The organism is Pseudomonas sp. RU47, assembly GCF_004011755.1.
Lineage (GTDB): Bacteria > Pseudomonadota > Gammaproteobacteria > Pseudomonadales > Pseudomonadaceae > Aquipseudomonas.
Window position 1 is genome coordinate 2,840,931 of record NZ_CP022411.1, and the last position, 23,799, is coordinate 2,864,729.

23 protein-coding genes and 1 pseudogene are annotated in these 23,799 nt (G+C 61.8%); 13 read left to right on the plus strand and 11 right to left on the minus strand.

What is annotated here, in order from left to right; all coding sequences use genetic code 11:
* Positions 1–5: 5 nt before the first annotated feature.
* The 7 genes from lexA (at position 6) to CCX46_RS12975 (ending at position 7,740) form a co-directional block, all read left to right on the plus strand.
* On the plus strand, positions 6–623 hold the full coding sequence (gene lexA, locus CCX46_RS12945; RefSeq protein ID WP_127927017.1) for a transcriptional repressor LexA: 618 nt from the start codon (positions 6–8) through the stop codon (positions 621–623).
* Positions 623–1,240, plus strand: coding sequence for a translesion DNA synthesis-associated protein ImuA (imuA, locus tag CCX46_RS12950; protein WP_127927020.1), 618 nt, complete (start codon positions 623–625; stop codon positions 1,238–1,240). The genes lexA and imuA overlap by 1 nt, the downstream gene beginning before the upstream one ends.
* Before the next feature lie 7 nt (positions 1,241–1,247).
* On the plus strand, positions 1,248–2,663 hold the full coding sequence (locus CCX46_RS12955; protein WP_127927023.1) for a Y-family DNA polymerase: 1,416 nt from the start codon (positions 1,248–1,250) through the stop codon (positions 2,661–2,663).
* Positions 2,639–5,737 carry an error-prone DNA polymerase gene (locus tag CCX46_RS12960; RefSeq protein ID WP_202978062.1) on the plus strand — a complete coding sequence of 1,033 codons (3,099 nt, stop codon included), beginning with the start codon at positions 2,639–2,641 and terminating at the stop codon, positions 5,735–5,737. Before CCX46_RS12955 ends, CCX46_RS12960 begins: the two co-directional genes overlap by 25 nt.
* 259 nt (positions 5,738–5,996) lie before the next feature.
* On the plus strand, positions 5,997–6,683 hold the full coding sequence (locus CCX46_RS12965; RefSeq protein ID WP_162483052.1) for a CsgG/HfaB family protein: 687 nt from the start codon (positions 5,997–5,999) through the stop codon (positions 6,681–6,683).
* 29 nt (positions 6,684–6,712) lie between these two features.
* Positions 6,713–7,084, plus strand: a complete 372-nt coding sequence (locus CCX46_RS12970; protein WP_127927027.1) for a DUF4810 domain-containing protein — start codon at positions 6,713–6,715, stop codon at positions 7,082–7,084.
* Positions 7,081–7,740 carry a DUF799 domain-containing protein gene (locus CCX46_RS12975; protein WP_007912525.1) on the plus strand — a complete coding sequence of 220 codons (660 nt, stop codon included), beginning with the start codon at positions 7,081–7,083 and terminating at the stop codon, positions 7,738–7,740. The genes CCX46_RS12970 and CCX46_RS12975 overlap by 4 nt, the downstream gene beginning before the upstream one ends.
* Before the next feature lie 147 nt (positions 7,741–7,887).
* On the opposite strand, the pseudogene CCX46_RS12980 reads toward CCX46_RS12975, so the two are convergent.
* Positions 7,888–8,025, minus strand: a pseudogene (locus CCX46_RS12980) (flavin reductase family protein); the annotation flags it as partial.
* 114 nt (positions 8,026–8,139) lie between these two features.
* Between CCX46_RS12980 and CCX46_RS12985 the strand changes: the two are divergent.
* From CCX46_RS12985 to CCX46_RS12995, 3 genes are all read left to right on the plus strand, one after another.
* Entirely contained in the window at positions 8,140–8,829 is a 690-nt protein-coding gene (locus CCX46_RS12985) for a GntR family transcriptional regulator (protein WP_127927029.1), read from the plus strand.
* 134 nt (positions 8,830–8,963) lie between these two features.
* Positions 8,964–11,075 carry a hybrid sensor histidine kinase/response regulator gene (locus tag CCX46_RS12990; RefSeq protein ID WP_127927031.1) on the plus strand — a complete coding sequence of 704 codons (2,112 nt, stop codon included), beginning with the start codon at positions 8,964–8,966 and terminating at the stop codon, positions 11,073–11,075.
* A gap of 31 nt (positions 11,076–11,106) precedes the next feature.
* The gene (locus tag CCX46_RS12995) at positions 11,107–13,740 is read left to right on the plus strand and encodes an excinuclease ABC subunit UvrA (RefSeq protein ID WP_127927033.1); all 2,634 of its coding nucleotides are present in this window, start codon (positions 11,107–11,109) and stop codon (positions 13,738–13,740) included.
* A gap of 231 nt (positions 13,741–13,971) precedes the next feature.
* On the opposite strand, the gene CCX46_RS13000 is transcribed toward CCX46_RS12995, so the two are convergent.
* The 6 genes from CCX46_RS13000 to CCX46_RS13025 are packed head-to-tail and all read right to left on the minus strand — an operon-like array spanning position 13,972 to position 19,399.
* Positions 13,972–15,915: a response regulator gene (locus CCX46_RS13000; protein WP_127927035.1), complete on the minus strand. Its 1,944-nt coding sequence runs from the start codon at positions 15,913–15,915 to the stop codon at positions 13,972–13,974.
* The gene (locus CCX46_RS13005; RefSeq protein WP_127927037.1) at positions 15,905–16,780 is read right to left on the minus strand and encodes a sensor histidine kinase; all 876 of its coding nucleotides are present in this window, start codon (positions 16,778–16,780) and stop codon (positions 15,905–15,907) included. Before CCX46_RS13005 ends, CCX46_RS13000 begins: the two co-directional genes overlap by 11 nt.
* On the minus strand, positions 16,773–17,783 hold the full coding sequence (locus CCX46_RS13010; RefSeq protein WP_127930383.1) for an ATP-binding protein: 1,011 nt from the start codon (positions 17,781–17,783) through the stop codon (positions 16,773–16,775). Before CCX46_RS13010 ends, CCX46_RS13005 begins: the two co-directional genes overlap by 8 nt.
* Positions 17,780–18,184 carry an anti-sigma regulatory factor gene (locus CCX46_RS13015; RefSeq protein ID WP_003225570.1) on the minus strand — a complete coding sequence of 135 codons (405 nt, stop codon included), beginning with the start codon at positions 18,182–18,184 and terminating at the stop codon, positions 17,780–17,782. The genes CCX46_RS13010 and CCX46_RS13015 overlap by 4 nt, the downstream gene beginning before the upstream one ends.
* Positions 18,181–18,543, minus strand: coding sequence for an STAS domain-containing protein (locus CCX46_RS13020; RefSeq protein ID WP_007912539.1), 363 nt, complete (start codon positions 18,541–18,543; stop codon positions 18,181–18,183). The genes CCX46_RS13015 and CCX46_RS13020 overlap by 4 nt, the downstream gene beginning before the upstream one ends.
* A 4-nt stretch (positions 18,544–18,547) precedes the next feature.
* The gene (locus CCX46_RS13025) at positions 18,548–19,399 is read right to left on the minus strand and encodes an STAS domain-containing protein (RefSeq protein ID WP_095120999.1); all 852 of its coding nucleotides are present in this window, start codon (positions 19,397–19,399) and stop codon (positions 18,548–18,550) included.
* Between the two features lie 249 nt (positions 19,400–19,648).
* On the opposite strand from CCX46_RS13025, the gene CCX46_RS13030 reads away from it, so the two are divergent.
* Entirely contained in the window at positions 19,649–19,912 is a 264-nt protein-coding gene (locus CCX46_RS13030; protein WP_127927040.1) for a hypothetical protein, read from the plus strand.
* A 253-nt stretch (positions 19,913–20,165) separates the two neighbouring features.
* Here the strand turns inward: CCX46_RS13030 and CCX46_RS13035 are convergent, their stop codons facing one another.
* Both CCX46_RS13035 and CCX46_RS30620 read right to left on the minus strand, forming a co-directional pair.
* Complete coding sequence (locus CCX46_RS13035; protein ID WP_127927042.1) at positions 20,166–20,687, minus strand: DUF4142 domain-containing protein; 522 nt, start codon at positions 20,685–20,687, stop codon at positions 20,166–20,168.
* 30 nt (positions 20,688–20,717) lie between these two features.
* Positions 20,718–20,894: a hypothetical protein gene (locus CCX46_RS30620; RefSeq protein WP_158013177.1), complete on the minus strand. Its 177-nt coding sequence runs from the start codon at positions 20,892–20,894 to the stop codon at positions 20,718–20,720.
* Between CCX46_RS30620 and CCX46_RS13040 the strand changes: the two genes are divergently transcribed.
* Both CCX46_RS13040 and CCX46_RS30705 read left to right on the plus strand, forming a co-directional pair.
* Complete coding sequence (locus CCX46_RS13040) at positions 20,893–21,135, plus strand: DUF465 domain-containing protein (RefSeq protein WP_127927044.1); 243 nt, start codon at positions 20,893–20,895, stop codon at positions 21,133–21,135. The genes CCX46_RS30620 and CCX46_RS13040 overlap by 2 nt on opposite strands.
* Before the next feature lie 107 nt (positions 21,136–21,242).
* The gene (locus CCX46_RS30705) at positions 21,243–21,407 is read left to right on the plus strand and encodes a hypothetical protein (RefSeq protein ID WP_007912545.1); all 165 of its coding nucleotides are present in this window, start codon (positions 21,243–21,245) and stop codon (positions 21,405–21,407) included.
* A gap of 133 nt (positions 21,408–21,540) precedes the next feature.
* On the opposite strand, the gene CCX46_RS13045 is transcribed toward CCX46_RS30705, so the two are convergent.
* Positions 21,541–22,617 carry an SMP-30/gluconolactonase/LRE family protein gene (locus CCX46_RS13045; protein ID WP_127927046.1) on the minus strand — a complete coding sequence of 359 codons (1,077 nt, stop codon included), beginning with the start codon at positions 22,615–22,617 and terminating at the stop codon, positions 21,541–21,543.
* Positions 22,614–23,759: a sterol desaturase/SRPBCC family protein gene (locus CCX46_RS13050; RefSeq protein ID WP_127927048.1), complete on the minus strand. Its 1,146-nt coding sequence runs from the start codon at positions 23,757–23,759 to the stop codon at positions 22,614–22,616. Before CCX46_RS13050 ends, CCX46_RS13045 begins: the two co-directional genes overlap by 4 nt.
* Positions 23,760–23,799 lie beyond the last annotated feature (40 nt).

Genomic DNA, 23,799 nt, shown 5'->3' on the forward strand with positions numbered 1-23,799 from the left:
TACAAATGTACTCCATGACGAACCTGACTCCCCGCCGTACCGCCATCCTGACCTTTATCCGCGATCGAATCGCCGAACACGGTCAGCCCCCAAGCCTCGCTGAAATCAGCGAGGCTTTTGGTTTTGCCTCGCGCAGCGTGGCGCGCAAGCACGTGCTCGCGCTCACCGAAGCCGGGTTTATCGAGGTCAATCCGCATCAGGCCCGCGGCATTCGCCTGCTCGGGCAAGCGCCGCGCCCGGAACTGCTCGACATCCCCGTGCTTGGCCGCGTCGCTGCCGGTGCACCGATTGGCGCCGATGCCGACATCCATAGCCGCTTGCTGCTCGACCCGGCGCTGTTCTCGCGCACACCCGATTACATGCTGCGAGTGCAGGGCGATTCGATGATCGAGGACGGCATCCTCGACGGCGATCTGGTCGGCGTGCGGCGCAATCCCGAAGCGCTCAACGGCCAGATTGTCGTGGCGCGGCTCGATGGTGAAGTCACCATCAAACGCTTCGAACGGCTCGGCGCAGAAGTGCGCCTGTTGCCACGCAACCCGGCGTATCAGCCGATTGTCGTGCGCGACGATCAGGATCTGGCCATCGAAGGGGTGTTCTGCGGTCTGGTGAGGCAAGGCTGATGGGCGCCGTCGTTGCGTTGGATACGCTGTTCAATGGCGGCCAGGTCTGGAAAGGCCGGCCTGCGCCACCGGCCGCCAGCCCGCAACCGACCGGGCATGCCGCGCTGGACGCGGCCCTGCCCAGCGGTGGCTGGCCGGAAGCGGCATTGAGCGAAATCCTTTTGGCCGGCCCGGGTGTCGGTGAACTGCAACTGGTCTGGCCGACGCTGGCGCGGTTGTCGGCGGCGGGCGAGCGCATTGTGCTGGTGGCGCCGCCGTTCGTGCCGTACCCGCAGGCGTGGGCAAACGCCGGGGTCGATCTGCGACAGTTGTCAGTGATTCAGGCCACTGAGCGCGATGCCTTGTGGGCGGCGGAACAGTGTTTGCGTTCGGGCAGTTGCGGCGCGGTGCTGTGCTGGCCGCACAAGGCCGATGACCGCGCGTTGCGGCGTTTGCAGGTGGCGGCAGAAACCGGCCAGACCCTGGCATTTGCCTGGCGTCCGTTGAGCGAAGCGGTCAACCCGTCACCGGCGGCGTTGCGCATCGCCATCGACGCCAAACCCGCGCAGTTGCGCGTGCTCAAGTGCCGTGGCGGACTCGCGCGTACAGCGCCAATTGCTTTTGCTGTGGGTCACTGAGGTCGCCATGCGCTGGGTGTGTATTCTGTTTCCGCAATTGGCCCTCGACGCGGTGCTGCGTCAGCGTCCCGATCCTGATGAACCGTTGGTGCTGCTCAGCGGCCCGGCCCAGCGCCGGGTGCTGCAAGCGGTTAATCCTGCCGCGCGCAAACTCGGTCTGCGCGCCGGCCAGTCGATGACTGCCGCCCAAGCCATGAGCAAGGGGTTTGTCACTGCCGATTACGAGGCTGCCGAGGTCGAGCACTGGCAGCAGTTTCTCGCCGCGTGGGCCTACGGTTTCAGTGCGCAGGTCAGCGTGCATTACCCGCGTTCCGTGGTGTTCGAGATCGAATCCAGCCTGGGCCTGTTTGGTTCCTGGGCACAGTTCGAAGCACGGTTGCGCAAGGAACTGAGCGATCTGGGTTTCCGTCATCGCATCGTCGCCGCGCCGAATCCAGTGGCGGCGCGTGTGCTGGCCAATGCTTACGACGGCTTGGTGGTGCCCGACGGCGAGGCTTTGCAGCATCACCTCGGCCAGTTGCCCGTTGACCGCGTCGGCCTGGAACCGGCGGTGGCCACGGCGTTGTCGCGCATGGGCCTGCGCAACCTCAGTCAGGTGCAGAGCCTGCCGCGTCAGGCGCTGGCGCGGCGTTTCGAAGCGCAGATGTTCAAACACCTCGACACCTTGTTCGGTGCGCGTCCGTTGGCGCTGGCGTTTTACCTGCCGCCGGATCGCTTCGATGTGCGCATCGAACTGAATTTCGACGTGCAGTCGCATCAGGCCTTGTTGTTCCCGTTACGCCGTTTGACCGGTGACCTGTCGGCGTTCCTCTGCGGGCGTGACAGCGGCGTGCAGCGTTTCGACCTGCATCTGGAACACGCCGGGCTGCCGGACAGCGTGATCAAGGTCGGTTTGCTCAGCGCCGAACGTGATCCGGCGATGCTTTTCGAACTGGCGCGCGGGCGGCTGGAACAGGTGCAAGTCGAGGCGCCCGTGCGCGGCTTTCGTCTGCGCGCCGAGGACCTGCCGAGTTTCGTCCCGCAGTTTCAGGAACTGTTCGACGACCGTCCGCAACAGACCTTGCCGTGGGAGCAGTTGCGCGAACGCCTGCGCGCACGGCTTGGTGATGACGCCGTGCAGGGGCTGCGTTTTCAGGCTGATCATCGCCCGGAGTGCGCGTGGCAGCACGGCGTCGACAAACAGCGCTGCGCAGGCTTGCCGAGCGTGCACCGTCCGGGCTGGCTGCTCGGTGAGCCGCAGAGCGTGGCGCAAGGTTCGGCGCGGATTCTCATGGGCCCGGAGCGCATCGAGTCCGGCTGGTGGGACGGCGACGATGTGCGCCGCGATTATTACCTGATCCAGAACCGCGCCGGCCAACAGGGCTGGGCTTATCGCGCGGTGGGCGAGGGCGGTCCGTTGTGGCTGCAGGGCTGGTTTGCATGAGCGACGGTTATGCCGAACTGCACTGTCTGTCGAACTTCAGTTTTCAGCGCGGTGCTTCCAGTGCCCTTGAGCTGTTTCAACGGGCGAAGAAACACGGCTATCAGGCGCTGGCGATCACCGATGAATGCACACTGGCCGGGATTGTGCGGGCGTGGCAAGCGGCGAAGTCAGTTGAGCTGCCGCTGATCATTGGCAGTGAAGTGCGCATCGAAAACGGCCCGAAACTGGTGCTGCTGGTGGAGAACCTTGCGGGCTATCAAGCGCTGTGCGGCTTGATCACCCGCGCCCGGCGGCGCACGCAAAAAGGCCAGTATCAGGTGCTGCGTGAGGACTTCGACGAGCCGCTGCCGGGATTGCTGGTGTTATGGGTGCCAGACTCGCTTGATCAGGTGGAGGAGGGCCGTTGGCTGAAACAAACCTTCACTGAACGCCTGTGGCTGGCGGTGCAATTGCATCGCGGCCAGGACGATCAGCAGCGGCTGACGGCGTTGTTAAGTCTGGCCGCCGAGTTGCAGGTTCCGGCCGTGGCCAGCGGCGATGTGCACATGCACGCCCGTGGCCGACGCGCCTTGCAGGACACCATGACCGCGATACGTCATCACGTGCCGGTGGCCGAGGCCGGGCTGCGATTACACCCCAATGGCGAGCGGCATTTGCGCAGTGTCGAAGTATTGCGTGAGTTGTATCCGCAGGCCTTGCTCGACGAATCGGTGAATCTGGCCCGGCGCTGCACCTTCGATCTGGGTGAATTGCGTTATCAGTATCCGAAAGAACTGGTGCCCGAGGGGCACAGCGCCAGTTCCTGGCTAAGGCAACTGGCCAAGGAAGGCATCGCCTGGCGCTGGAAAAAGGGCGCGCCCTTCAAGGTGCTGCGGCAGATCAACAAGGAGCTGAAGCTGATCGCCGAACTCGGCTATGAAAGCTACTTCCTCACCGTACATGACGTGGTGCGCTTTGCCCGCGAGCAGAGCATTCTCTGTCAGGGCCGTGGCTCGGCGGCCAACTCGGCGGTGTGCTTTGCCTTGGGCATCACCGAGATCGACCCGGATCGCACCACGCTGCTGTTCGAGCGTTTCATGTCCAAGGAGCGCAACGAACCGCCGGACATCGACGTCGACTTCGAGCACGAACGCCGCGAAGAAGTCCTGCAATACGTGTTCCGTCGCTATGGCCGCCGTCGCGCAGCACTGACCGCAGTGGTCAGCACCTACCACGCCGCTGGCGCCGTACGCGATGTGGCCAAGGCCTTGGGCCTGCCGCCGGATCAGATCAACGCACTGGCCGATTGCTGCGGCCACTGGAGCGATGAAACGCCGCCAGTCGAGCGTTTGCTCGAGGGTGGTTTCGACCCGGAGAGCCCGGTGTTGCGCCGGGTGCTGAGCCTGACCGGACAACTGATCGGCTTCCCCCGACATTTGTCGCAACACCCCGGTGGTTTCGTGATTTCCGAGCAGCCGCTGGACACGCTGGTGCCGGTGGAGAACGCCGCGATGGCCGAACGCACGATCATCCAGTGGGACAAGGACGACCTCGATGCGGTCGGCCTGCTCAAGGTGGATATCCTCGCCCTCGGTATGCTCAGCGCGATCCGCCGCTGCTTCGATTTGCTGCGTCGTCATCGCCATCAGGATCTGAGTCTTGCGACCATCCCGCCGGAAGACAAACCGACCTACGACATGATCAGCCGCGCTGACACCATTGGCGTGTTCCAGATCGAGTCGCGGGCGCAGATGTCGATGCTGCCGCGCCTGAAACCGGCGAAGTTCTACGATCTGGTGATTGAGGTAGCCATCGTTCGCCCCGGGCCGATTCAGGGCGGGATGGTCCATCCGTACCTGCGCCGCCGGAACAAGGAAGAAGAGGAAACCTACCCGTCGCCAGAACTCAAGGTCGTACTGGAAAGAACCCTCGGCGTGCCGCTGTTTCAGGAGCAGGTGATGCAGATCGCCATTGTCGCCGCCGATTACAGCCCCGGCGAGGCCGATCAATTACGTCGCTCGATGGCCGCGTGGAAACGCCACGGTGGATTGGAGCCGCACAAGGAACGCCTCGCCGCCGGCATGAAGAAGAATGGCTACACACCGGAGTTCGCCGCGCAGATCTTCGAGCAGATCAAAGGCTTCGGCAGCTACGGTTTTCCCGAATCCCACGCCGCCAGTTTTGCCTTGCTGACCTACGCCAGTTGCTGGCTCAAGTGCCACGAACCGGCGGCGTTTGCCTGTGCGCTGATCAATAGCTGGCCGATGGGTTTCTACAGCCCCGATCAGATTTTGCAGGACGCGCGCCGGCATCAGTTGCAGATCCGCCCGGTCGACGTGCGCGCCAGTGACTGGGATTGCAGCCTGGAAACCACCACCGCGGCGCAACCGGCGATTCGCATGGGCCTGCGGATGATCAAGGGTTTTCGTGAAGACGATGCCCGGCGCATCGAGGCGGCGCGGGCGCACGGGGCGTTTGCCGATGTCGCCGACCTGGGCGAGCGGGCGGCGCTCGACAGTCGGGCGCAGGCCTTGCTGGCCGACTCCGGGGCGTTGCGCGGTTTGGCCGGGCATCGGCATCGGGCGCGCTGGGAAGTCGCCGGGGTGCAGAAACAGTTGGGTCTGTTTGCCGGGTTGCCGAGTCAGGAGGAGCCGGAAGTGCTGCTGCCAAAACCCAGCGTTGGCGAGGACCTGCATGCCGATTACAGCACCGTCGGCACCACGCTGGGGCCGCATCCGCTGGCGCTGTTGCGCGGCGAGTTGAAGGCCTTGCGCTGCCGCAGTTCGCAGGAGTTGCTCGACGTCGAGCACGGCCGGCCGGTGAGCATCGCCGGGCTGGTCACCGGACGCCAACGACCGGGCACCGCCAGTGGCGTGACCTTCGTGACCCTGGAAGACGAGTTCGGCAACGTCAACGTGGTGGTCTGGCGTGATCTGGCCGAGCGTCAGCGGCAAGTACTGGTCGGTTCGCAATTGCTCAAGGTCGATGGCCGCTGGGAGCGCGAGGGCGAAGTGCGCCACCTGATCGCCGGCCGCCTGAGCGACCTCAGCCCGCTGCTCAACGGCATCCGCGTGCAGAGCCGCGATTTCCATTAGCGCGCCCTGATCTGATCGTTCCCACGCTCTGCGTGGTAACGCCTCCCGTGACGCTCCGCGTCACAGCGGACGCGGAGCGTCCGTGGCTGCATTCCCACGCAGAGCGTGGGAACGATCAAGTCCGGAACAGCCAATTCACTGGCGTCAAAAAAACCTGTCACGAATGATGGCACTTTGTCATAATGCCGACCCTTTTCAGCTCCCGCTGCGCATTGCCGTGCCGGGACATCCCCGTTTTTCAAAGGAATACTCAGTGAGAATGATCTCCCGGATGCTGGTCTCAGGCGTCGCGATTGCTGTGCTTGGCACGATGGCTGGCACACTCTCAGGTTGCGCGACCGAAAGCTCGCGCGCCTTGCCGGTGGCCAAGGTTGAAAGCGCCTCCCAGGTCTGGACCGGCGTTCGCGTGCCAATGGCCGTGGGCAAGTTCGACAACCGCTCCAGCTACATGCGCGGGATCTTCTCCGACGGTGTCGACCGTCTCGGCGGTCAGGCCAAGACCATCCTCATCACTCACCTGCAGCAGACCAACCGCTTCAGCGTGCTGGACCGCGACAACATGGGTGAGATCCAGCAGGAAGCGGCAATCAAGGGCCAGGCCCAGCGTCTCAAAGGTGCCGATTACGTGGTTACCGGTGACGTCACCGAGTTCGGCCGCAAAGAGACCGGCGATCACCAGTTGTTCGGCATTCTTGGCCGTGGCAAGACCCAGGTCGCCTACGCCAAGGTCAACCTGAACATCGTCAACATCAGCACCTCGGAAGTGGTGTATTCCACTCAGGGCGCTGGCGAATACGCGCTGTCCAACCGCGAAATCATCGGCTTCGGCGGCACCGCTGCCTACGACTCGACCCTCAACGGCAAAGTACTGGATCTGGCCATGCGCGAGGCGATCAATCGTCTGGTGGATGGCATGAACGCCGGCGCCTGGAAACCGGGCAACTGATCGACGCCCATTGCAAGGAGCAACACCCCATGACTCTGAATCTGTCGCGCTCGTTGATGGCGCTGACGCTGGCCGCCAGCGCCTTGCTGGCCGGTTGTGCCTCCGGCCCGCAAACCCTGTACCAGTGGGGAGGCTACGAACCGCAGGTCTACGAATACTTCAAAGGCGAAGAGCCGAAAGAAGCCCAGGCTGAAGCACTGGAACGTGACCTGCAGAAAATCCGCTCCACCGGCAAAGCCGTACCGCCGGGATACCACGCGCACCTTGGCCTGCTCTATCTGAGCATGGGCAAGGACGACCAGATGGTGCAGCAGTTCAAAACCGAGAAAACCCTGTTCCCCGAGTCCGGGACGTACATGGATTTCCTGCTCAAGAACGCCAAGAGCGGAGACGCGAAATGATCGCGCGTACCTTGAAGTTGCTGGCCGCCGGTCTGGCCCTGACCGTGCTGGGTGGCTGCGTTGCGCCCAAGACCGTGGATTACTCGGCCTACAAGCAGGCGCGGCCGAAGACCATTCTGGTGCTGCCACCGCTGAACACCTCGCCGGATGTGAAGGCGTCGTACAGCCTGCTGTCGCAAGTGACGTTTCCGCTGGCCGAGGCCGGTTACTACGTGCTGCCGATCGCACTGGTTGACGAGACGTTCCGCCAGAACGGCCTGACCACCCCGGACGATATCCATCAGGCGCCGCCGAGCAAGTTGAAGGAGATCTTCGGTGCGGACGCGGCGCTGTACATCACCGTGACCGAATACGGTACGCGTTACATGGTGATCAGCAGCGAAACGGCAGTGACCGCGACGGCGAAACTGGTCGACCTGAAAAGCGGCACGACGCTGTGGACCGGTTCGGCCCGGGCGTCGAGCGAAGAGGGCGGCAATAGCAATGCCGGCGGTATCGTCGGCATGCTGATCTCGGCGGCAGTGAAGCAGATCATCAACAGCTCCACCGATGCCGGCTACCCGATTGCCGGTGTGGCGAGCAATCGTCTGCTCTCGGCCGGGCATAGGGCAGGCCTGCTGTACGGTCCGCGCTCGCCGAAATACGGCACCGACTGAGCCCGGTAATGATCGTTCCCACGCTCTGCGTGGGAACGCATCCCGTGACGCTCCGCGTCACAGTGGACGCAGAGCGTCCATGGCGGCATTCCCACGCAGAGCGTGGGAACGATCAGTAGTCAACGCTCTGGCCAAAACCGCTCACCACCGCCTGATCGCATCCAGGCCCAATTGATCGATGTACAGCGTCTTCGGATCGATCAACTCATCGCGCACATGCGCCATCACCACCTCGCCAAAAATGATCTCCCGCGACTGACCGATGTTCAGCGCCATCCTCCGTCGGTATGCAATATATGAATGCAATTTGCCAAGGCCCGGATTAACCTGCGTCTGCCGCCCTTTTTCCATGGCCAGGCATCGCCGGGGAGGGTTGCCCGACGCTAAAGGAGTGTTCGAATGACCGACAAGAAACCGGAAACCACGGTCGACCGCGTCTACCAAGGGGTTTACGAGGCGATCAGCAAGCGTTCGTTGCGCCCGGGGATGAAGCTGGGTGAGGCCTCGCTGGCCGAGTTATTCAATGTCAGCCGCACGTCGGTGCGCGCGGCATTGAAGCAACTGGAGGCCGATGGGCTGGTCACCACCGAGCCCAATAAAGGGGCATCGGTGTCGCTGCCGAGCAACGAAGAGCTCCGTTCACTGTTCGAAACCCGGCGGCTGATCGAGATCGGCATCGTCACTGAACTGTGCCGGCGCAAGGACAGCACCGCGATGCAGGACCTGCGCGAACACCTGCTGCTGGAAGATGAAGCCCATGCGGCGGGCGATCACGAACGGCTGATCCATCTGCTCGGCGAGTTCCACATCAAACTGGCGCGCAGCCTCAATAATCCGGTATTGCTCGACTGGTTCCAGAAGCTGATTTCCCGCGCTTCGCTGTACGCCGCTGCGCTGGACGACGACAGTCATGAAGTGTGCCGCGACGACGAGCATTTGCGCCTGATCGAGTACATCGAGGCCGGCAATCAGGGTGCCGCCATCGAGCTGACCTGCATGCATTTGAACGGTATCGAGAAGGCCATCCTCGACGTCGCCGCGAAGATGAAAACTGGCTACCATCCGCTCAAGCACCTGATCGGGGTCTAGGCTCCGAGCCGGGATGAAATCGGCTATACCTCTAATGAAACCAATGCGACTGAAGACGCTCGAAACAGACGGGCGTCGCGTCGTTATGGCGTCGCGATTTATCGGGCAACCACCTAAGGACACTGAGTCAGTCGATGCAGTTTTTATCCGATAGCCATGGTTGTGAGGGCTGGAAAGGCGAAATGGCCGGACGCATCAGTGCGTTCGACTGGAGCCACACCGAACTCGGCCCGCTGAACAGCTGGCCGGCCAGCCTGTGCAGCGCGGTGCAACTGATGCTGGCGTCGCCGCTGCCGATGGTCATGCTCTGGGGCCGCGCCGGCTACATGATCTACAACGATGCCTATTCGATATTTGCCGGTGGTCGGCACCCGTATCTACTCGGTGCGCCGGTGGAGCTGGGTTGGCCGGAAGTCGCCGATTTCAACCGGCACGTGGTCGATACCTGCCTGGCCGGCGGCACTTTGTCTTTCCGCAATAAAGAACTGGTGCTGTTGCGCGATGGCGTCCCCGAAGACGTCTGGATGGATTTGTATTACAGCCCGATTGCCAACGATGACGGGGTGCCCGCCGGGGTGATGGCGATGGTGGTGGAAACCACCGAATTCATGCACTCCGAGCGCCGCCGTCAGGCCGCCGAAAAGGCTTACCGCGCTGACAATGAGCGGGTACGTCTGGCGCTGAATGCCGGTGCCTTGCTCGGCTCGTTTGTCTGGGACGTGAAAAACAACACATTGTCAGCAGACGAGCGTTTTGCCCGTACGTTCTCTTATCCACCGGATCATGACCTGAACAATCTGGCCCAGGACATTGCCGAGTCGCGCATCCATCCCGATGACCACGCCTGGGTACAGGAGCGCGTCGCCCATTCCGTGCAGACCGGTGAGCCGTATAACGCCGAATATCGCGTCCGGCGCAGTGACGGCAGTTATCTGTGGGTGCTGGCCAGCGGCGCTTGCGAGTTTGACGAACACGGCAAACCGCTGCGCTTTCCCGGGGTGCTGATCGACATTCATGAACGCAAGATTGCCGAAGAATCACTGCTCAAATTTACCCGTAACCTCGAACAGCGCGTCGGCGAAGAAGTCGAGGCGCGGCTGGCGGCTGAAGAGCAGTTGCGCCAATCACAGAAGCTCGAAGCCATCGGTGGGCTGACCGGCGGCGTCGCTCACGATTTCAACAATTTGCTGCAAGTGATCGCCGGCAATCTGCATCTGCTTGCACGTCACGAGCCGAACAACGCCAATGTACAGCGCCGCGTCAGTGCCTCGCTGGCGGCGGTCGAACGCGGTGCCAAGCTGTCTTCGCAATTGCTCGCGTTTGCCCGGCGCCAGCCGTTGTCGCCGGCGGTGTGCAACCCGCAGCAGATTTTCGAAGGCGTTGGCGAATTGCTGCAGCGGGCGCTGGGCGAAACCATTCAGATCGACGTGCAGTTGCCGACCGCGCCGTGGCACATCAACGTCGACCGCAATCAACTGGAAAACGCGATTCTCAATCTGGCGATCAACGCCCGGGATGCGATGAAGGGCGAGGGCACCATCGGCCTCAGCGCTGCCAACGTGCGACTCGAGCGCGAGTTTTGTGCCGGTAAAGGCATCGTTCCCGGCGAGTTTGTCCGAGTCGCCGTCAGTGATAGCGGCGCCGGCATTGAGCCAGAAATTCTCGAGCAGGTATTCGAACCTTTTTTCACCACCAAGGCCGATGGCCAGGGCACCGGGTTGGGCCTGAGCATGGTGTTCGGCTTCGTCAAACAGAGCGGCGGGCATGTCGACATTGCCAGTGCCGTCGGCGAGGGCACGCAGGTGCAGTTGTACTTCCCGCGCAGCCTGCGCCCGATCCTTGATGAGTCACCCAATCTGCAACGGCAGCAGAGTGGCGGCCACGAGACGCTGCTGGTGGTCGAAGACAACGACGCGGTGCGCGCCTCGGCGGTCGAGTTGCTGCGCGAGGAAGGTTATCGCGTGCTGACCGCCGGCAATGGCGATGCGGCGATGCAGATGCTGCTCGAAGGTGTCGAGGTCGACCTGATTTTCACTGACGTGGTCATGCCGGGGCTGATCAAGAGCTCCGACCTGTTCGCCTGGGCCAAGGTGCAGACGCCGCCGGTGGCGGTGCTGTTCACCTCTGGGCACACCCGCGACATCATTTCGCGCAATCACCAGCTCAGTCCCGACACCCATTTGCTGAGCAAACCGTATAGCCCGGAAGCCATGTTGCAGATGATTCGGGTGGTGCTCGGTAGCTGAGCGTTGAACATTCCTTCACCAAGGCAGGTCGATGACTTCCAAACGCACCTCCAAAGCGCCCGCCGGCATGGTCCGGGTACGCGGCGCCCGTGAACATAATCTGAAAAACGTCGATGTCGACATTCCCCGTGATGCGCTGGTGGTGTTTACCGGTGTCTCTGGGTCGGGCAAATCGTCGCTGGCGTTTTCCACGTTGTACGCCGAAGCCCAGCGCCGCTATTTCGAATCGGTGGCGCCGTATGCGCGGCGCCTGATCGATCAGGTCGGCGTACCGGATGTCGACTCCATTGAAGGCCTGCCACCGGCCGTGGCCCTGCAGCAGCAGCGCGGCACGCCAAGTACGCGTTCGTCGGTGGGCAGTGTCACCACGTTGTCGAGCCTGATCCGCATGCTGTATTCGCGCGCCGGCAGCTATCCGCCGGGGCAGCCGATGTTGTACGCCGAGGATTTCTCGCCGAACACCCCGCAAGGCGCCTGCCCGGAGTGCCATGGCCTCGGCCGCGTCTATGAGGTCACCGAAGCGCTGATGGTGCCGGATCCGAACCTGACCATCCGCCAGCGCGCGGTGGCGTCCTGGCCGTTGGCGTGGCAGGGCCAGAACCTGCGCGACATCCTCGTGACAATGGGCATCGATGTCGACATCCCGTGGAAAAAGCTGCCGAAAAAGCAGCGCGACTGGATTCTCTTCACCGAAGAAACCCCGACCGTGCCGGTGTATGCCGGGCTGACCCCGGAAGAAACCCGCGTCGCCCTCAAACGCAAGATGGAGCCGAGTTATCAGGGCACCTTCACCGGCGCCCGACGCTACATCCTGCACACGTTTACTCACTCGCAAAGTGCGCTGATGAAGAAGCGCGTTGCGCAGTTCATGCTCGGCAGCCCTTGCCCGCTATGTGACGGCAAGCGCCTCAAGCGTGAAGCGTTGTCGGTGACGTTTGCCGGTTATGACATCGGTGAACTGGCGCAGATGCCGCTGCTGCAAGTGGCCGAGGTTTTGAAACCCGTGGCGGCGCAAAGTTATCTGGAGCACGCCGAGGAAACCGGCGAGACCTTGAGCCATGCGCAAACCCGCGAGGCCCGCCAGCAACGGGTGGCCCACGGCGCCAGCGGCCATGCCAGCGCGCCGGATGTGCGGCACACGCCGAACCTGTCGCTGGAAAAACGTCTGGCGGCGCAGCGCATTGCCGAGGATCTGCTGGAGCGGGTCAGCACCCTGACCGATCTGGGCCTCGGTTATCTGGCGCTGGAGCGCAGCACGCCGACGCTATCGTCGGGTGAGTTGCAGCGCTTGCGTTTGGCGACGCAGTTGGGCTCGCAATTGTTCGGGGTGATTTATGTACTCGACGAGCCATCCGCCGGTTTGCACCCGGCCGATGGCGAGGCGCTGTTCGAGGCCTTGCAACGCTTGAAGGCGGACGGCAACACGTTGTTTGTGGTCGAGCATGATCTGGAAACCATGCGTCGCGCCGACTGGCTGATCGACGTGGGTCCGGCGGCGGGCGAGCAGGGTGGGCAGGTGCTTTACAGCGGCCCGCCGGCAGGTCTGGCCGAGATCGCACAGTCGCAGACTCGCGCCTATCTGTTTGCCGAGTCGCAACGCCAGACCAGAACGGCGCGTAAACCGACGGCGTGGCTGAAACTCGAGGGCATTACCCGCAATAATCTGAACAACCTAAGTGCGGAATTTCCCTTGGGCTGCTTTACCTCGGTGACGGGTGTGTCCGGCTCCGGCAAGTCGAGTCTGGTCAGTCAGGCGTTGCTGGAATTGGTCGGCGCGCAGTTGGGGCGACCGACGGTGGACAGCGAGCCGGAAGAACTCAGCCTCGAAGACGATGCGCCGCAGGTCAGCAGTGGTCAGGTTACGTCCGGGCTGGAGTCGATCAAGCGACTGGTGCAGGTCGATCAGAAACCGATCGGCCGCACGCCACGCTCCAATCTGGCGACCTATACCGGTTTGTTCGACAACGTGCGCAAGCTGTATGCCGCGACTGATGATGCACGGGCGGCAGGCTATGACGCCGGGCAGTTTTCCTTCAACGTCGCCAAGGGTCGTTGCGCCACCTGCGAAGGTGAGGGCTTTGTCAGTGTTGAATTGTTGTTCATGCCCAGTGTTTATGCGCCGTGCCCGACCTGCCATGGCGCACGCTATAACCCGCAAACGCTGGCGATTCTCTGGGAGGGTTTGAGCATCGCCCAAGTGCTGCAATTGACCGTCGCTGAAGCGGTGACGGTGTTTGCCGGGCAACCGGGCATTCGCCGTTCACTGGAAGTGCTGCGGGACATCGGCCTGGGTTATCTGCGCCTCGGGCAACCGGCCACGGAACTGTCCGGTGGTGAGGCACAGCGCATCAAACTGGCCACCGAGTTGCAGCGCAACCAGCGCGGCGCGACCTTGTATGTGCTGGATGAACCAACCACCGGGCTGCACCCGCGCGATGTCGACCGGCTGCTCGAGCAGCTGGATTCGCTGGTGACGGCGGGGCATACGGTGATCGTGGTCGAGCACGAAATGCGCGTGGTGGCGCAGAGTGACTGGGTGATCGACATCGGGCCGGGGGCGGGGGATCAGGGCGGCCGAATCGTGGTCGCGGGTACACCGCAGAAGGTTGCGGCGAGCAAGAAGAGCAAGACTGCGCCGTTTTTGGCCCGGGCCTTGAGCCGGTAATTGCGGTGTTCCGACTGGCCCCACAGGTTTTTGTGGTGTGAACTGGATATCAGAACACACAAGCCCCCTGTGGGAGCGAGCCTGCTCGCGAAAGCGAAGTGTCAGTCACAGATGAGGTCACTGATCTGACGCCTTCGCGAGCAGGCTCGCTCCCACATTGGATCTGTAATCTACAGAAATATCTGTGGGAGCTGCGGTGCGACGATTCGATTTGCCAGCGATGGCGATCTGTCAGGCACCATCGAGCGTGCGGCGGACCTTGTCGAGCAGTTCGCTGATCTGAAACGGCTTGACCAGCATGTCCATGCCGCTGCCCAGAAACACCTGGCGGTTGATCGCCGTTTCCGCATACCCGGTCATGAACAGAATCGGCAGCCCCTCGCGCCAGCCCCGCGCCACATCCGCCAATTCACGACCGCTCATGCGCGGCAGGCCAACGTCGGTCAGCAGCAGGTTGATCGACGGATCATTCTGCAAGCGCTCCAACGCCGTTTCGATATCTGCCGCCTGGGTGCAGCGATAACCCGCGTCTTCCAGCACTTCAGTGACAAACATGCGCACCGACGGCATGTCCTCGACAATCAGCACATGCTCTCCAGTGCCTTGCGGGTCAACCACTGGCGCGGGGATGTCGGCCCCGGTCGGGTCGGTGGTGGCCGGCAACATGATCGTCACTTCGGTGCCGCGCCGCGCGACGCTGCGGATGTGCGCATCGCCGCCCGACTGGCGGGCAAAACCATAGATCGTCGACAACCCCAGCCCCGTGCCCTGGCCCAACGGTTTGGTGGTGAAAAACGGATCGAAGACTTTATCGATGACGTTGTGCTCGATCCCGGTCCCGTCGTCACGCACCGACAGTGCCACGTACGCGCCATCGGCCAGATTCGGGTCGCCATGGGAGTAAGCGGCGTACGTGCTGACCCAGATATTGCCACCCACCGGCAGCGCATCGCGGGCGTTGATCACCAGGTTCAACACCGCACTTTCCAGTTGCACCGGGTCGACCAGAGCGATCGCCGGTTTGTTGGTCAGCTCAAGCTTGAGGCTGATGCGTTCACCGATGGTGCGCATCAGCAGTTCTTCCAGCGAACGTACGTGCTCGTTGATGTCCACCGGCCGCGTGTCCAAAGGCTGCTGGCGGGCAAAGGCCAGCAGGCGGTGGGTGAGCGACGCCGCACTCATCGCCGAATTCAGCGCCGCTTCGGAATAAAACTGCACTTTGTCCAGACGCTCGTCGGCGACACGTTTCTGGATCAGTTCCAGGCTGGTGATGATCCCGGTCAGCAGGTTGTTGAAGTCGTGAGCAATACCGCCCGTGAGCTTGCCCAGCGCATCCATTTTCTGCACTTGCAGCAATTGCGCCTCGGCCCGCACGCGTTCGGCGGTTTCCTTGACCAGTTGCGTGGTGGTGTCGTCCAGGCGCGCCAGATGCGAGCGCTCGCGATGGCGGTGTTCGGTGACGTCTTCGACAAACACCAGGCTCAGTTCGGGTGTGCGATATGGTGAAATCTGCCACTCGGTCTCGCGGATCTCGCCTTGCACACGCATGTTCAGCGTGCCTTTCCAGCGCTCGCCATCGACCAGGCGCAGGCGCAGTTCATTGAGGATGGCGCTCTGATCCTCGGCGAAGCATTCACGCAGGATTTGCGGGTCCTGATTGTCGAGAATCAGTTGCGCGAAGGCATGGTTGCACTCATGCACCTTGAGGCTGGCATCGAGCACCGCGATCGGCGCGGACACATTGACGAAAATCTCGCGGAAGCGCGCCTCGCTTTCGCGCAGGGCATTTTCCGTGTCGCGTACCCGCAGCAACGTGCGCAGGGTCGCCAGCAGCACGTCGGGGTCGACCGGGTGAATCAGGTAGGCATCGGCGCCGGCGTCGAGGCCGGTGATGATGTCGCCGGTCTGGATCGACGCCGCAGACACATGGATCACTGGCAGCAGCGCCGTGCGGCTGTCCGCGCGCAGAATCCGCACGATGTCGAAGCCGCTCATGTCCGGCAGATTGACGTCGAGGATCAGTGCGTCGAGCACTTCACTTTCGATCAACGCCAGCCCCTCGCCGCCGGTGCCGGCCTCCAGCACCTCATAGCCGTGACGCTCCAGTCGCCGGCGCAAGGCGTAGCGGGTGGCGACGTTGTCGTCGACGATCAACAGGCGGATGTCACGTTTCATCGACGTTCTCCAGAGCGATCGCCAACGGGATGATCACGAAAAAGGTCGAGCCGACCCCCGGCGCACTGTCCATCCCGACTTCACCGCCGAGCAGGGCGGCGAAGCGTTTACACAGCGACAGGCCCAGCCCGGTGCCGCGCAGACGTTTCTGCAACGGCGAGTCGACCTGGGAAAAGTCTTCGAACAATGCGCCATGCAGCTCGGCAGCGATACCTATTCCGGTGTCACTGACGGCAAAGCGCACCTTGTCCGCCCCTTCGAGCCGCGCGGAAACCCGCACTTCGCCACGGGTGGTGAACTTCAGCGAGTTGGAAATGAAGTTGCGCAGGATCTGCGCGAGTTTCTTGTCATCGGTGTACAGGCGCGGCAAACCGACCGGCTCTTCGAAGATCAGATCGACCGCCGAGGCGTCGACGATCGGTCGGAACATCCCGCGCAGGGCCGAGAACAGGTCGAACATGTCGAACCATGCCGGGGAAATGGTGATGCGTCCGGCCTCGATCTTCGCCAGATCGAGCAGGTCATCGACCATGTCGCTGAGTTCGCGCGCAGCCGTGCTGACGAACGCCACCTGCTTGTGTTGCTCGGGACTGAGCGGGCCGTCGAGCTCATCGGCGAGCAGGCTGTTGATGCTCAGGATCGAACCCAGCGGCGTGCGGAACTCGTGGCTCATGTACGACAAAAAGCGGCTTTTCAGATCCGAGGCCTGGCGCAGTTCCTCTGCCTGTACATCGAGTTCGGCGTACAGCGCCAGCACACCCTGATTGGTTTCATCGAGTTCTTCGCGCAGGGCTGCGGTTTCGCTCTGCAACTGCGCAATCAGTGCGGCCTGTTCCGCGCTGTTCAGAATCGGCGACTCAGCCATGTGCGGCCTCCAGGGCAACGACCAGCACCGTTACATCGTCGCGCCCGCGACAGAAGTCGCGGTGCAGGACGCTGGCTATCACGGCGGGATGGCGGTGCACCAGGCCGGGGTAGTCTTGAAGATTCCAACGGGACTGCAAGCCGTCGCTGTACATGATCAATAGATGTCCGTTCACGTGAGCATAGTCAAAGGGCCGGGCTTTCCGGTATTGCACGCCGACAATGCCCGGGTGCGAGGCCAGTCCACGGGACTTGTCGGCGTTGATCAGGCTGGCGCCGATGTTGCCGACGCCGGCAAAGGTCAGGCTGTCGCGCCGCGCATCGAACCGGGCAAACGCGACAGCGCCGCCGCGAGTGCCGATCATGTCGCGGTGCAGGTCTTCCATCAGCATCACCGGCTCGGCGAAAGGCGCCAGAGCGAAGGTTTGCGCTCCGGCGCGGCCGGCGCGTTCGGCCTCTTCACCGTGACCGAGGCCGTCGATGATCAGCGCGCTGATGCTGCCGTTGTCATACGCCAGGTGCCAGACATCGCCGCACGCCGGATCGTTGTGCAGCGAGTGCTGGCTGACGCCAAAACGCATGTCAGGGGCGCGATCCGAGCGCGCGTACAGGCGGGCCAATAACACCGCGCCACGGGCATCGGCGTACACATCGAACTCTTCGGCCTGACGTGATATCGAGCCGAGGCCGATGCCTTGGGTGCCGCCGGTCGAGAATCCGTCGGCCATACAGGCTTCCAGATCAAACCCCTGAGCACGGTCGATGGCGAGCAATTCAATGCCAAAACCATTGGCACGCGGCAACACCCGCAGATGCATTTCACCGTGGCTGGCGTGCTTGAGCACGTTACTCGCCAGCTCCGTCGCCACCAGTGCCACGCGCCCGGCATCGCGCTCGTCGAAGCCATGCTGTTCGGCCAGTTGTTGCGCCGTGCGCCGTGCATGGCCGATCTGACTGCTGTCCTCGATCAGTAAAACCTGGGTCATCGACCCGCTGATATTCATGTCCATCGGGTAATCGTTATGCGCGTGCCTTTGCCGGGCTCGGTGTCCAGTTCGAACTCTTCAACCAAGCGTTTCGCCCCGGTCAGACCCAGGCCCATGCCGCTGCCTGAGGTCCAGCCGTCGGTCATCGCCAGTTTGATGTCGGCAATGCCCGGGCCTTCGTCGCGGAAGGTCAAGCGCAGACCGACCTTGTGATCTTCATCGAGAATCTGCCAGTCCATGTCGCCGCCGCCACCGTAAACCATGGTGTTACGCGCCAGTTCGCTGACCGCTGTGACCATTTTGGTCAGGTCGATCAGGCGCATCCCGCATTCGGTGGCCAGTTTGCGTGCGGTCTGGCGCGCGAGCACGACATCCTGCTCGATGTGGATGGGTTGAGTACCGCTGCTGCGTACGGTCATTGCCGGTCTACTCGTTCCTGCAGCAGTTTCATCCCGCGCTCGACATTCAGTGCCGTACTGACGCCGGGCAAGGTCAGGCCGAGTTCAACCAGGGTGATCGCCACGGCCGGCTGCATGCCGACCAGCATGGTTTCGGCGTCCATGATTTTCGACAGGCCGGAGATCGTGCTGATCATCCGGCCAATGAACGAGTCGACCATGTCCAGCGCCGAGATGTCGATCAGCACGCCACGCGCCGAGGTCTTGCTGATGCGCTCGGACAAGTCGTCCTGCAAGGTGAGGGCGAGCTGGTCATGCATGTCGACCTGAATGGTCACCAGCAGGAACTTGCCCATTTGAAGAATCGGAATTCTTTCCATGGGCTCAGACCGCTTTGCCGATGCTGATGCCCAGGCGGGTCAGGGCCAGTTTCAACGCATCCGCCAAATTGGCCTTGGTCACCACGCCTTGCAGGTCGAGGCCGAGGTGGACGATGGTTTGCGCAATTTGCGGACGCACGCCGCTGATGATGCAGTCGGCGCCCATCAGGCGGATCGCGGTCACGGTTTTCAGCAGGTGCTGGGCGACCAGCGTATCGACAGTCGGCACGCCGGTGATGTCGATGATGGCGATTTCCGAACCGGTGTCGACGATGCGTTGCAGCAGCGATTCCATGACCACTTGCGTGCGCTGCGAATCGAGGGTGCCGATCATCGGCAGCGCCAGCACGCCGTCCCACAGCTTGACCACCGGGGTCGACAATTCCAGTAGTTCTTCCTGCTGACGCTTGATCACCGCTTCGCGGGATTTCTGGAAGGTGCGGATGGTGTGCATGCCGAACGCGTCGAGCAGTTCCGAGACTTCCCAGAGTTGTTCGGCGAGCAGCGCAGGCTGGTCTTTGTAATGGCTCTGCAGCAGGTTAAACAGCGGGCCCTTGAGGGCAAAGATGAAACTGGCGGTCTGCTGCGAATCCTGGCCGAGCAGGGCGCGGCTGTGGGAGAGCTTTTCGAGGAACTGGCGGGTGGCTTCCCAACCCGGTGCGGCGATGTTGGTGCCGTTGTCGTTCTCGATGCCACTGACCACCAGTTGCAGGAATTCTGTGGTCTGTTGCTGCAGATCGTGATCTTTCAGATTGCGCGTGGCGCCGCTGGCTTGCAGGCCGTTGATCCATTCGCCCAGCAGTTGTGCTTGTTTGTTTTTCATCGCATCGAGTGTGCTGTTCTGCAGTGCTGCCATGTGCCTGTTGCTCCGTCGCGAATTGGGGGGCGGTCGTGAAAATGATCGCCGCGAAGTGATCGACATTTGCCGTTCGAAATAGTTGTTCGTTCATGCACGTATATTTTTGATCTGGCGCAAGGAACGTCCCGGTAACTCTAGTCGGGGTGACGGCGAGCGGCGATGTTTTGAACGTTGGCGCGCGGCAGGCTTCGAATCTTCAAGGCCCGGCGGGTTTGCGCCGGGCTGGTTTTGACGAACGAGGTGGTCATGAACGAGCAAACGCAGCAGAGCCAATCTGGCGAACCGATCAATCGCAATGATCCGGCCATTGACCCGCAGGTGCCGGGGCAGCCGGCGCCCGCGCAGCAGCAGGGCGATGACGGGCAGGCGCAGAGTGGCGATCCGGCGGTGGATCAGAAGAACAAGCACACGGACAACGACAATGAGTTCAGTCCGGGCTTCAAACCGCAGCCGGATCGGGCGAAACCGGGGGAGGAGACGGATGCGGATATTGATACGGATGGCGGTTGATTTCGACGGATATGACAAGGCCGCATCTATCTATTGGATGCGGCCTTTTTTTGCTTTGGATTTGTGGTGTTGCGTACATCGATCCCCCTCACCCCAGCCCTCTCCCCCAAGGGGGCGAGGGGGAAAGGGAGCCGATTGGGGAATGTTCAAAACCTGCGTTCAACTCGAGACTGTCAGGTCGATGCAACTCAAACATTCACCTCGGTCGGCTCCCTCTCCCTCCGGGAGAGGGCTGGGGTGAGGGTAAAGCTTTTTACTTGCTCGGATGCTTGGCCTGCAATTCTTTGGCAGCCGCGAGGTGTTTCTCCAGCGCCGGCAGCATTTTCTGCGCAAAGGCCTTCAGTTCAGGAGCGCCTTTGACCTTGTCATCGGTCACAGTATTGGCTTGTTTCTTGAACAGCTCGATGGTCTCTTCGTGCGCCTTCACCTGATTGTTGGCGTACGCCGCGTCGAAAGACTCATCACGCACTTCAAGGATTTTTTCCTTGGCCTGTTTGACCAGCGTTGTGGTGTCCGGGACCTCGATGTCATTGGCCTTGGCAATGGTTGCCAGCTCATCGTTGGCATTGCCGTGATCGGTGATCATCATGTTGGCAAACGCCTTGATGTCTGCCGATTGGCTTTTTTCCAGGGCCAGACGACTGGTTTCGATTTCCGCGATGCCACCGGCCGCGGCGTTATCGACAAAGTCGTTGTCAGTCGCAGCGAAGGCGCTGCCCATGCCGCTGCTCAAAGCGACAGCCAAAACCAGATGACGCAGGTTGAATCCGTCCATTGGTGTATCTCCACGCAGTTTGTGTTGGTGTCAAGCAATGGAGGCAATGCGGCGAACAAAGGTTTGATCGCATTTGCGACAGGGCGACGAACGGGCACCGCTGGTCTGACAGGTGGTCGACAGAAGCGTGCAACCGAGGCCATTCTGATAACTGGCCAGCGCAATCGGTCGCGTCGGCCAGCCGATCAACTGACGGAGGTGTTCCATGCCGGTGACCCATGATCTGTTACAGGATTTGAAGCTTACGAAGGAAGAGATCCAGCAAAAACGCACCGCGGATCCCCATCTGGACGCACTGATCCACAAGTATTCCCAGGCGGACGCCGACGTGGTCAAGGCCGAGACAGCCACCTCGGATGCACCCAGCGATGACACGCTGAAAAAACTCAAAGAGAAACGCTTGCAGGTCAAGGACAAGATCGTCGAGCAAATACAGGCGCGATCCTGATGACCCATTGATCCGCCGACCTACGGTTGCGGATTGACTGGAACGACAGCCACGACCGGCACCTCGAATGTACAGAGTCTTCCATCCGACTCATTGCGAGGTGCCTTATGAACGATCCCAAATTCCCCAGTGAAGAGCAGGGCGCATTCGACCCGGTTCCCACGCATCCCGAACCCAACAGCCCGGCGCATACTACGGCCAATCCCGAAGAGCCGGATGAGGATCTGCCTGAAGACGAAGATCCGGACAAGTTCGATAAATCAAGTAACTGACAGACCGCATTCGCGAGCAGGCTCGCTCCCACAAGGTTCTCGGCTGACCACAGCATTTGTGGTCAACACAATCCAATGTGGGAGCGAGCCTGCTCGCGAAGGCGTCAGTCCATGCAACACAAAAACATCAGGTTCACTTAAGGGCCGCATCCAACGGCATCCGTGCCATATGTGTGGCTTTCAGCGAGCCAAAATACAACCACGATCCATACTCGCGCACCGTGGTAATCGGCGAATAATTGCCACTGCTCGCATCCTGCAAATTGGCAATCACCTTGCCCTCCAGATCCAGCCCCAGAACAAACCCGCGCTTTTCCACCGGTTTCGGTAAAACCTTCAGCGCCCGCACGATCATCTTGCGCACGAACGGATGCTCCGCTGTGCCGTCGAGCAAGGCATTACGCGGCGCATACAACGCCACCCAAAAGCGATTACTGCCATTGAACGCCAGGTTGTCCGGCAGCCCTGGCAGATTGTCGATGAACAAATCGTGAGTGCCGGCTTTCGGCCCGGTCAGCCAATAACGGCTGATGCGGTAGGCGCCGGTTTCATTGACCAGCACATAGGCGTCGTCCGGGCCGAGGGTCACGCCGTTGGCGAACTCAAGCTTATCGAGCAGGACACTGGTTTTGCCGCTCTGGAAGTCATAGCGCAGCAGGCGTCCGTCGCCGCCGTGCTCAATGATCGCCTCGCCGTCATGGCCATAGCCCCAACGGCTGGAAGCATCGCTGAAATAGGCGTAATGCCCGGACTTATCGATGGCCACATCATCAGTGAAACCGAAGGCCAGACCATTGGCCTCCGTGGTCAAAGGAACCAGCTGACCTTGCGCATCGAGGGACAGCAAGCCCTTGACCCCGTCGGCGATCACCAGCAAGCCGTTCGGATGTCGGGCCAAGCCCAGCGGACGGCCACCGGTGTCGGCGAGTACTTTGCGTTGCTGGCCGTCGAGGCTGGTACGGATCAGTCGGCCGTCGTGCAGCCCGGTGATCAAGAAATCACTCTCCAGCAGCAAGGCTTCCGGCCCTTCGATGTCGCTCGGCCCGACCTGCGCAGCGGCTTTGAGTTTCTGGTTCTCGGCGTAGATGCCTTCTGTCAGCGATGGTGCTGGAGGCGGCGTCCAGGCCACGGGTTCGACTTTGGTCGGCATCAACAATAAGAACGCGATGACGATGAGGATCAGCAGCAACAACAGATGCCGTAGCTTCACGCGCTGGCCCTCGTCGATGACAGGTATTGCGCGGCCATGTCACGCAGCGCCAGCATCGATGCGGCGGATTCGCGCTCGATGCGGCGTTTGAGCAGCAGGTGATTGGCGATGCGCATGCCCAGACCGCCGAAGCGATAATCCAGCGTGCGCACAAATCGCGTGCCGCTGCCCTCGGCCGTACATTCATAGGTCAGCAGCAACGACAGGCCATGATCGCCTTGTGCCCGTGCGCACCAGCGCCGGCCGGGCAGGTATTCGCTGACTTCCCAACTCAAATGGCCGGCCCGACCGCCGGCATGAATGTCCTCTTCGAAGCGCGAGCCGGCATGCAGTGGGCCGTGGGCGCCGTCGATCTTCAGCGACGACGGGTGCCATTCCGGCCAGCGACTGACACTGGCGGCATAGGCAAGCACGGCAGTGGGTTCGCCAGCGATATCGATGGTGTGCTGCATGCGGGTCATGGCTTGTCTCGAACAATTCAACGGGGCGGTTTCCGGCTCCCAGTAAAGGGTGCCGAACAGGTAGTCCATCAGCGGCAGGACGATGTTGAAATTGCGCTCCTGCATGCGCTCGCGGCGGTGATGCAACTCGTGCAAGCGGCGCATCTGGCGGATCCATGGCAGGCGCGTCAGCGGGTTGTGCGGCGGCAGGTGTTCGCAGGCATGGAACACCTCGTAAGTCAGATAACCCAGCACCATGCAGCCACCGAACAAACCGGCGACGTTGGCGTTTACCTGTGCCAACAGCCACCACAACGGCAGGGTAATCACCAGCGTGTGCAGTACGATCAGCCAGGCGGGAAACAGAATAACCCGCCAGTCGCGGGCGCCGTCGTAGGTCATATGGCCGGGGGTGAAGAAGCTGTGATGATCGCCCGCATGTCGGGCATAGAACATTTTTGCGAAGGTCTTTTTGTGGTGACCGAGATGGCGATGGACCATGTACACGCCGAAATTGAACAACAGCAGGGTCAACGGCACCGTTAGCCACTCCAGCAGGGCGACCTGCTGCACGCTGCTCCAGAACCCGCCGATGGCCAGCACCCCGAACAGCAGCACGAAGGCGCCGTGCAGCCACGGGTTGTACAGCGGATGAATGGCCGCGCGGTAGCGACTGCGGAATATTTCGGTGGTCTGCCTCACTGCATCACCTGCGGGATTGTTGTTATACCCGGCAGATTAG

What these genes read in the sequence shown, in the direction of transcription:
- lexA (WP_127927017.1), top strand. Translation starts at nt 6, where the DNA reads ATGTACTCCATGACGAACCTGACTCCCCGCCGTACCGCCATCCTGACC.
- imuA (WP_127927020.1), top strand. Translation starts at nt 623, where the DNA reads ATGGGCGCCGTCGTTGCGTTGGATACGCTGTTCAATGGCGGCCAGGTC.
- CCX46_RS12955 (WP_127927023.1), top strand. Translation starts at nt 1,248, where the DNA reads ATGCGCTGGGTGTGTATTCTGTTTCCGCAATTGGCCCTCGACGCGGTG.
- CCX46_RS12965 (WP_162483052.1), top strand. Translation starts at nt 5,997, where the DNA reads ATGATCTCCCGGATGCTGGTCTCAGGCGTCGCGATTGCTGTGCTTGGC.
- CCX46_RS12970 (WP_127927027.1), top strand. Translation starts at nt 6,713, where the DNA reads ATGACTCTGAATCTGTCGCGCTCGTTGATGGCGCTGACGCTGGCCGCC.
- CCX46_RS12975 (WP_007912525.1), top strand. Translation starts at nt 7,081, where the DNA reads ATGATCGCGCGTACCTTGAAGTTGCTGGCCGCCGGTCTGGCCCTGACC.
- CCX46_RS12985 (WP_127927029.1), top strand. Translation starts at nt 8,140, where the DNA reads ATGACCGACAAGAAACCGGAAACCACGGTCGACCGCGTCTACCAAGGG.
- CCX46_RS12990 (WP_127927031.1), top strand. Translation starts at nt 8,964, where the DNA reads ATGCAGTTTTTATCCGATAGCCATGGTTGTGAGGGCTGGAAAGGCGAA.
- CCX46_RS12995 (WP_127927033.1), top strand. Translation starts at nt 11,107, where the DNA reads ATGACTTCCAAACGCACCTCCAAAGCGCCCGCCGGCATGGTCCGGGTA.
- CCX46_RS13000 (WP_127927035.1), bottom strand. Translation starts at nt 15,915, where the DNA reads ATGAAACGTGACATCCGCCTGTTGATCGTCGACGACAACGTCGCCACC.
- CCX46_RS13005 (WP_127927037.1), bottom strand. Translation starts at nt 16,780, where the DNA reads ATGGCTGAGTCGCCGATTCTGAACAGCGCGGAACAGGCCGCACTGATT.
- CCX46_RS13010 (WP_127930383.1), bottom strand. Translation starts at nt 17,783, where the DNA reads ATGAATATCAGCGGGTCGATGACCCAGGTTTTACTGATCGAGGACAGC.
- CCX46_RS13015 (WP_003225570.1), bottom strand. Translation starts at nt 18,184, where the DNA reads ATGACCGTACGCAGCAGCGGTACTCAACCCATCCACATCGAGCAGGAT.
- CCX46_RS13020 (WP_007912539.1), bottom strand. Translation starts at nt 18,543, where the DNA reads ATGGAAAGAATTCCGATTCTTCAAATGGGCAAGTTCCTGCTGGTGACC.
- CCX46_RS13025 (WP_095120999.1), bottom strand. Translation starts at nt 19,399, where the DNA reads ATGGCAGCACTGCAGAACAGCACACTCGATGCGATGAAAAACAAACAA.
- CCX46_RS13030 (WP_127927040.1), top strand. Translation starts at nt 19,649, where the DNA reads ATGAACGAGCAAACGCAGCAGAGCCAATCTGGCGAACCGATCAATCGC.
- CCX46_RS13035 (WP_127927042.1), bottom strand. Translation starts at nt 20,687, where the DNA reads ATGGACGGATTCAACCTGCGTCATCTGGTTTTGGCTGTCGCTTTGAGC.
- CCX46_RS13040 (WP_127927044.1), top strand. Translation starts at nt 20,893, where the DNA reads ATGCCGGTGACCCATGATCTGTTACAGGATTTGAAGCTTACGAAGGAA.
- CCX46_RS30620 (WP_158013177.1), bottom strand. Translation starts at nt 20,894, where the DNA reads ATGGAACACCTCCGTCAGTTGATCGGCTGGCCGACGCGACCGATTGCG.
- CCX46_RS30705 (WP_007912545.1), top strand. Translation starts at nt 21,243, where the DNA reads ATGAACGATCCCAAATTCCCCAGTGAAGAGCAGGGCGCATTCGACCCG.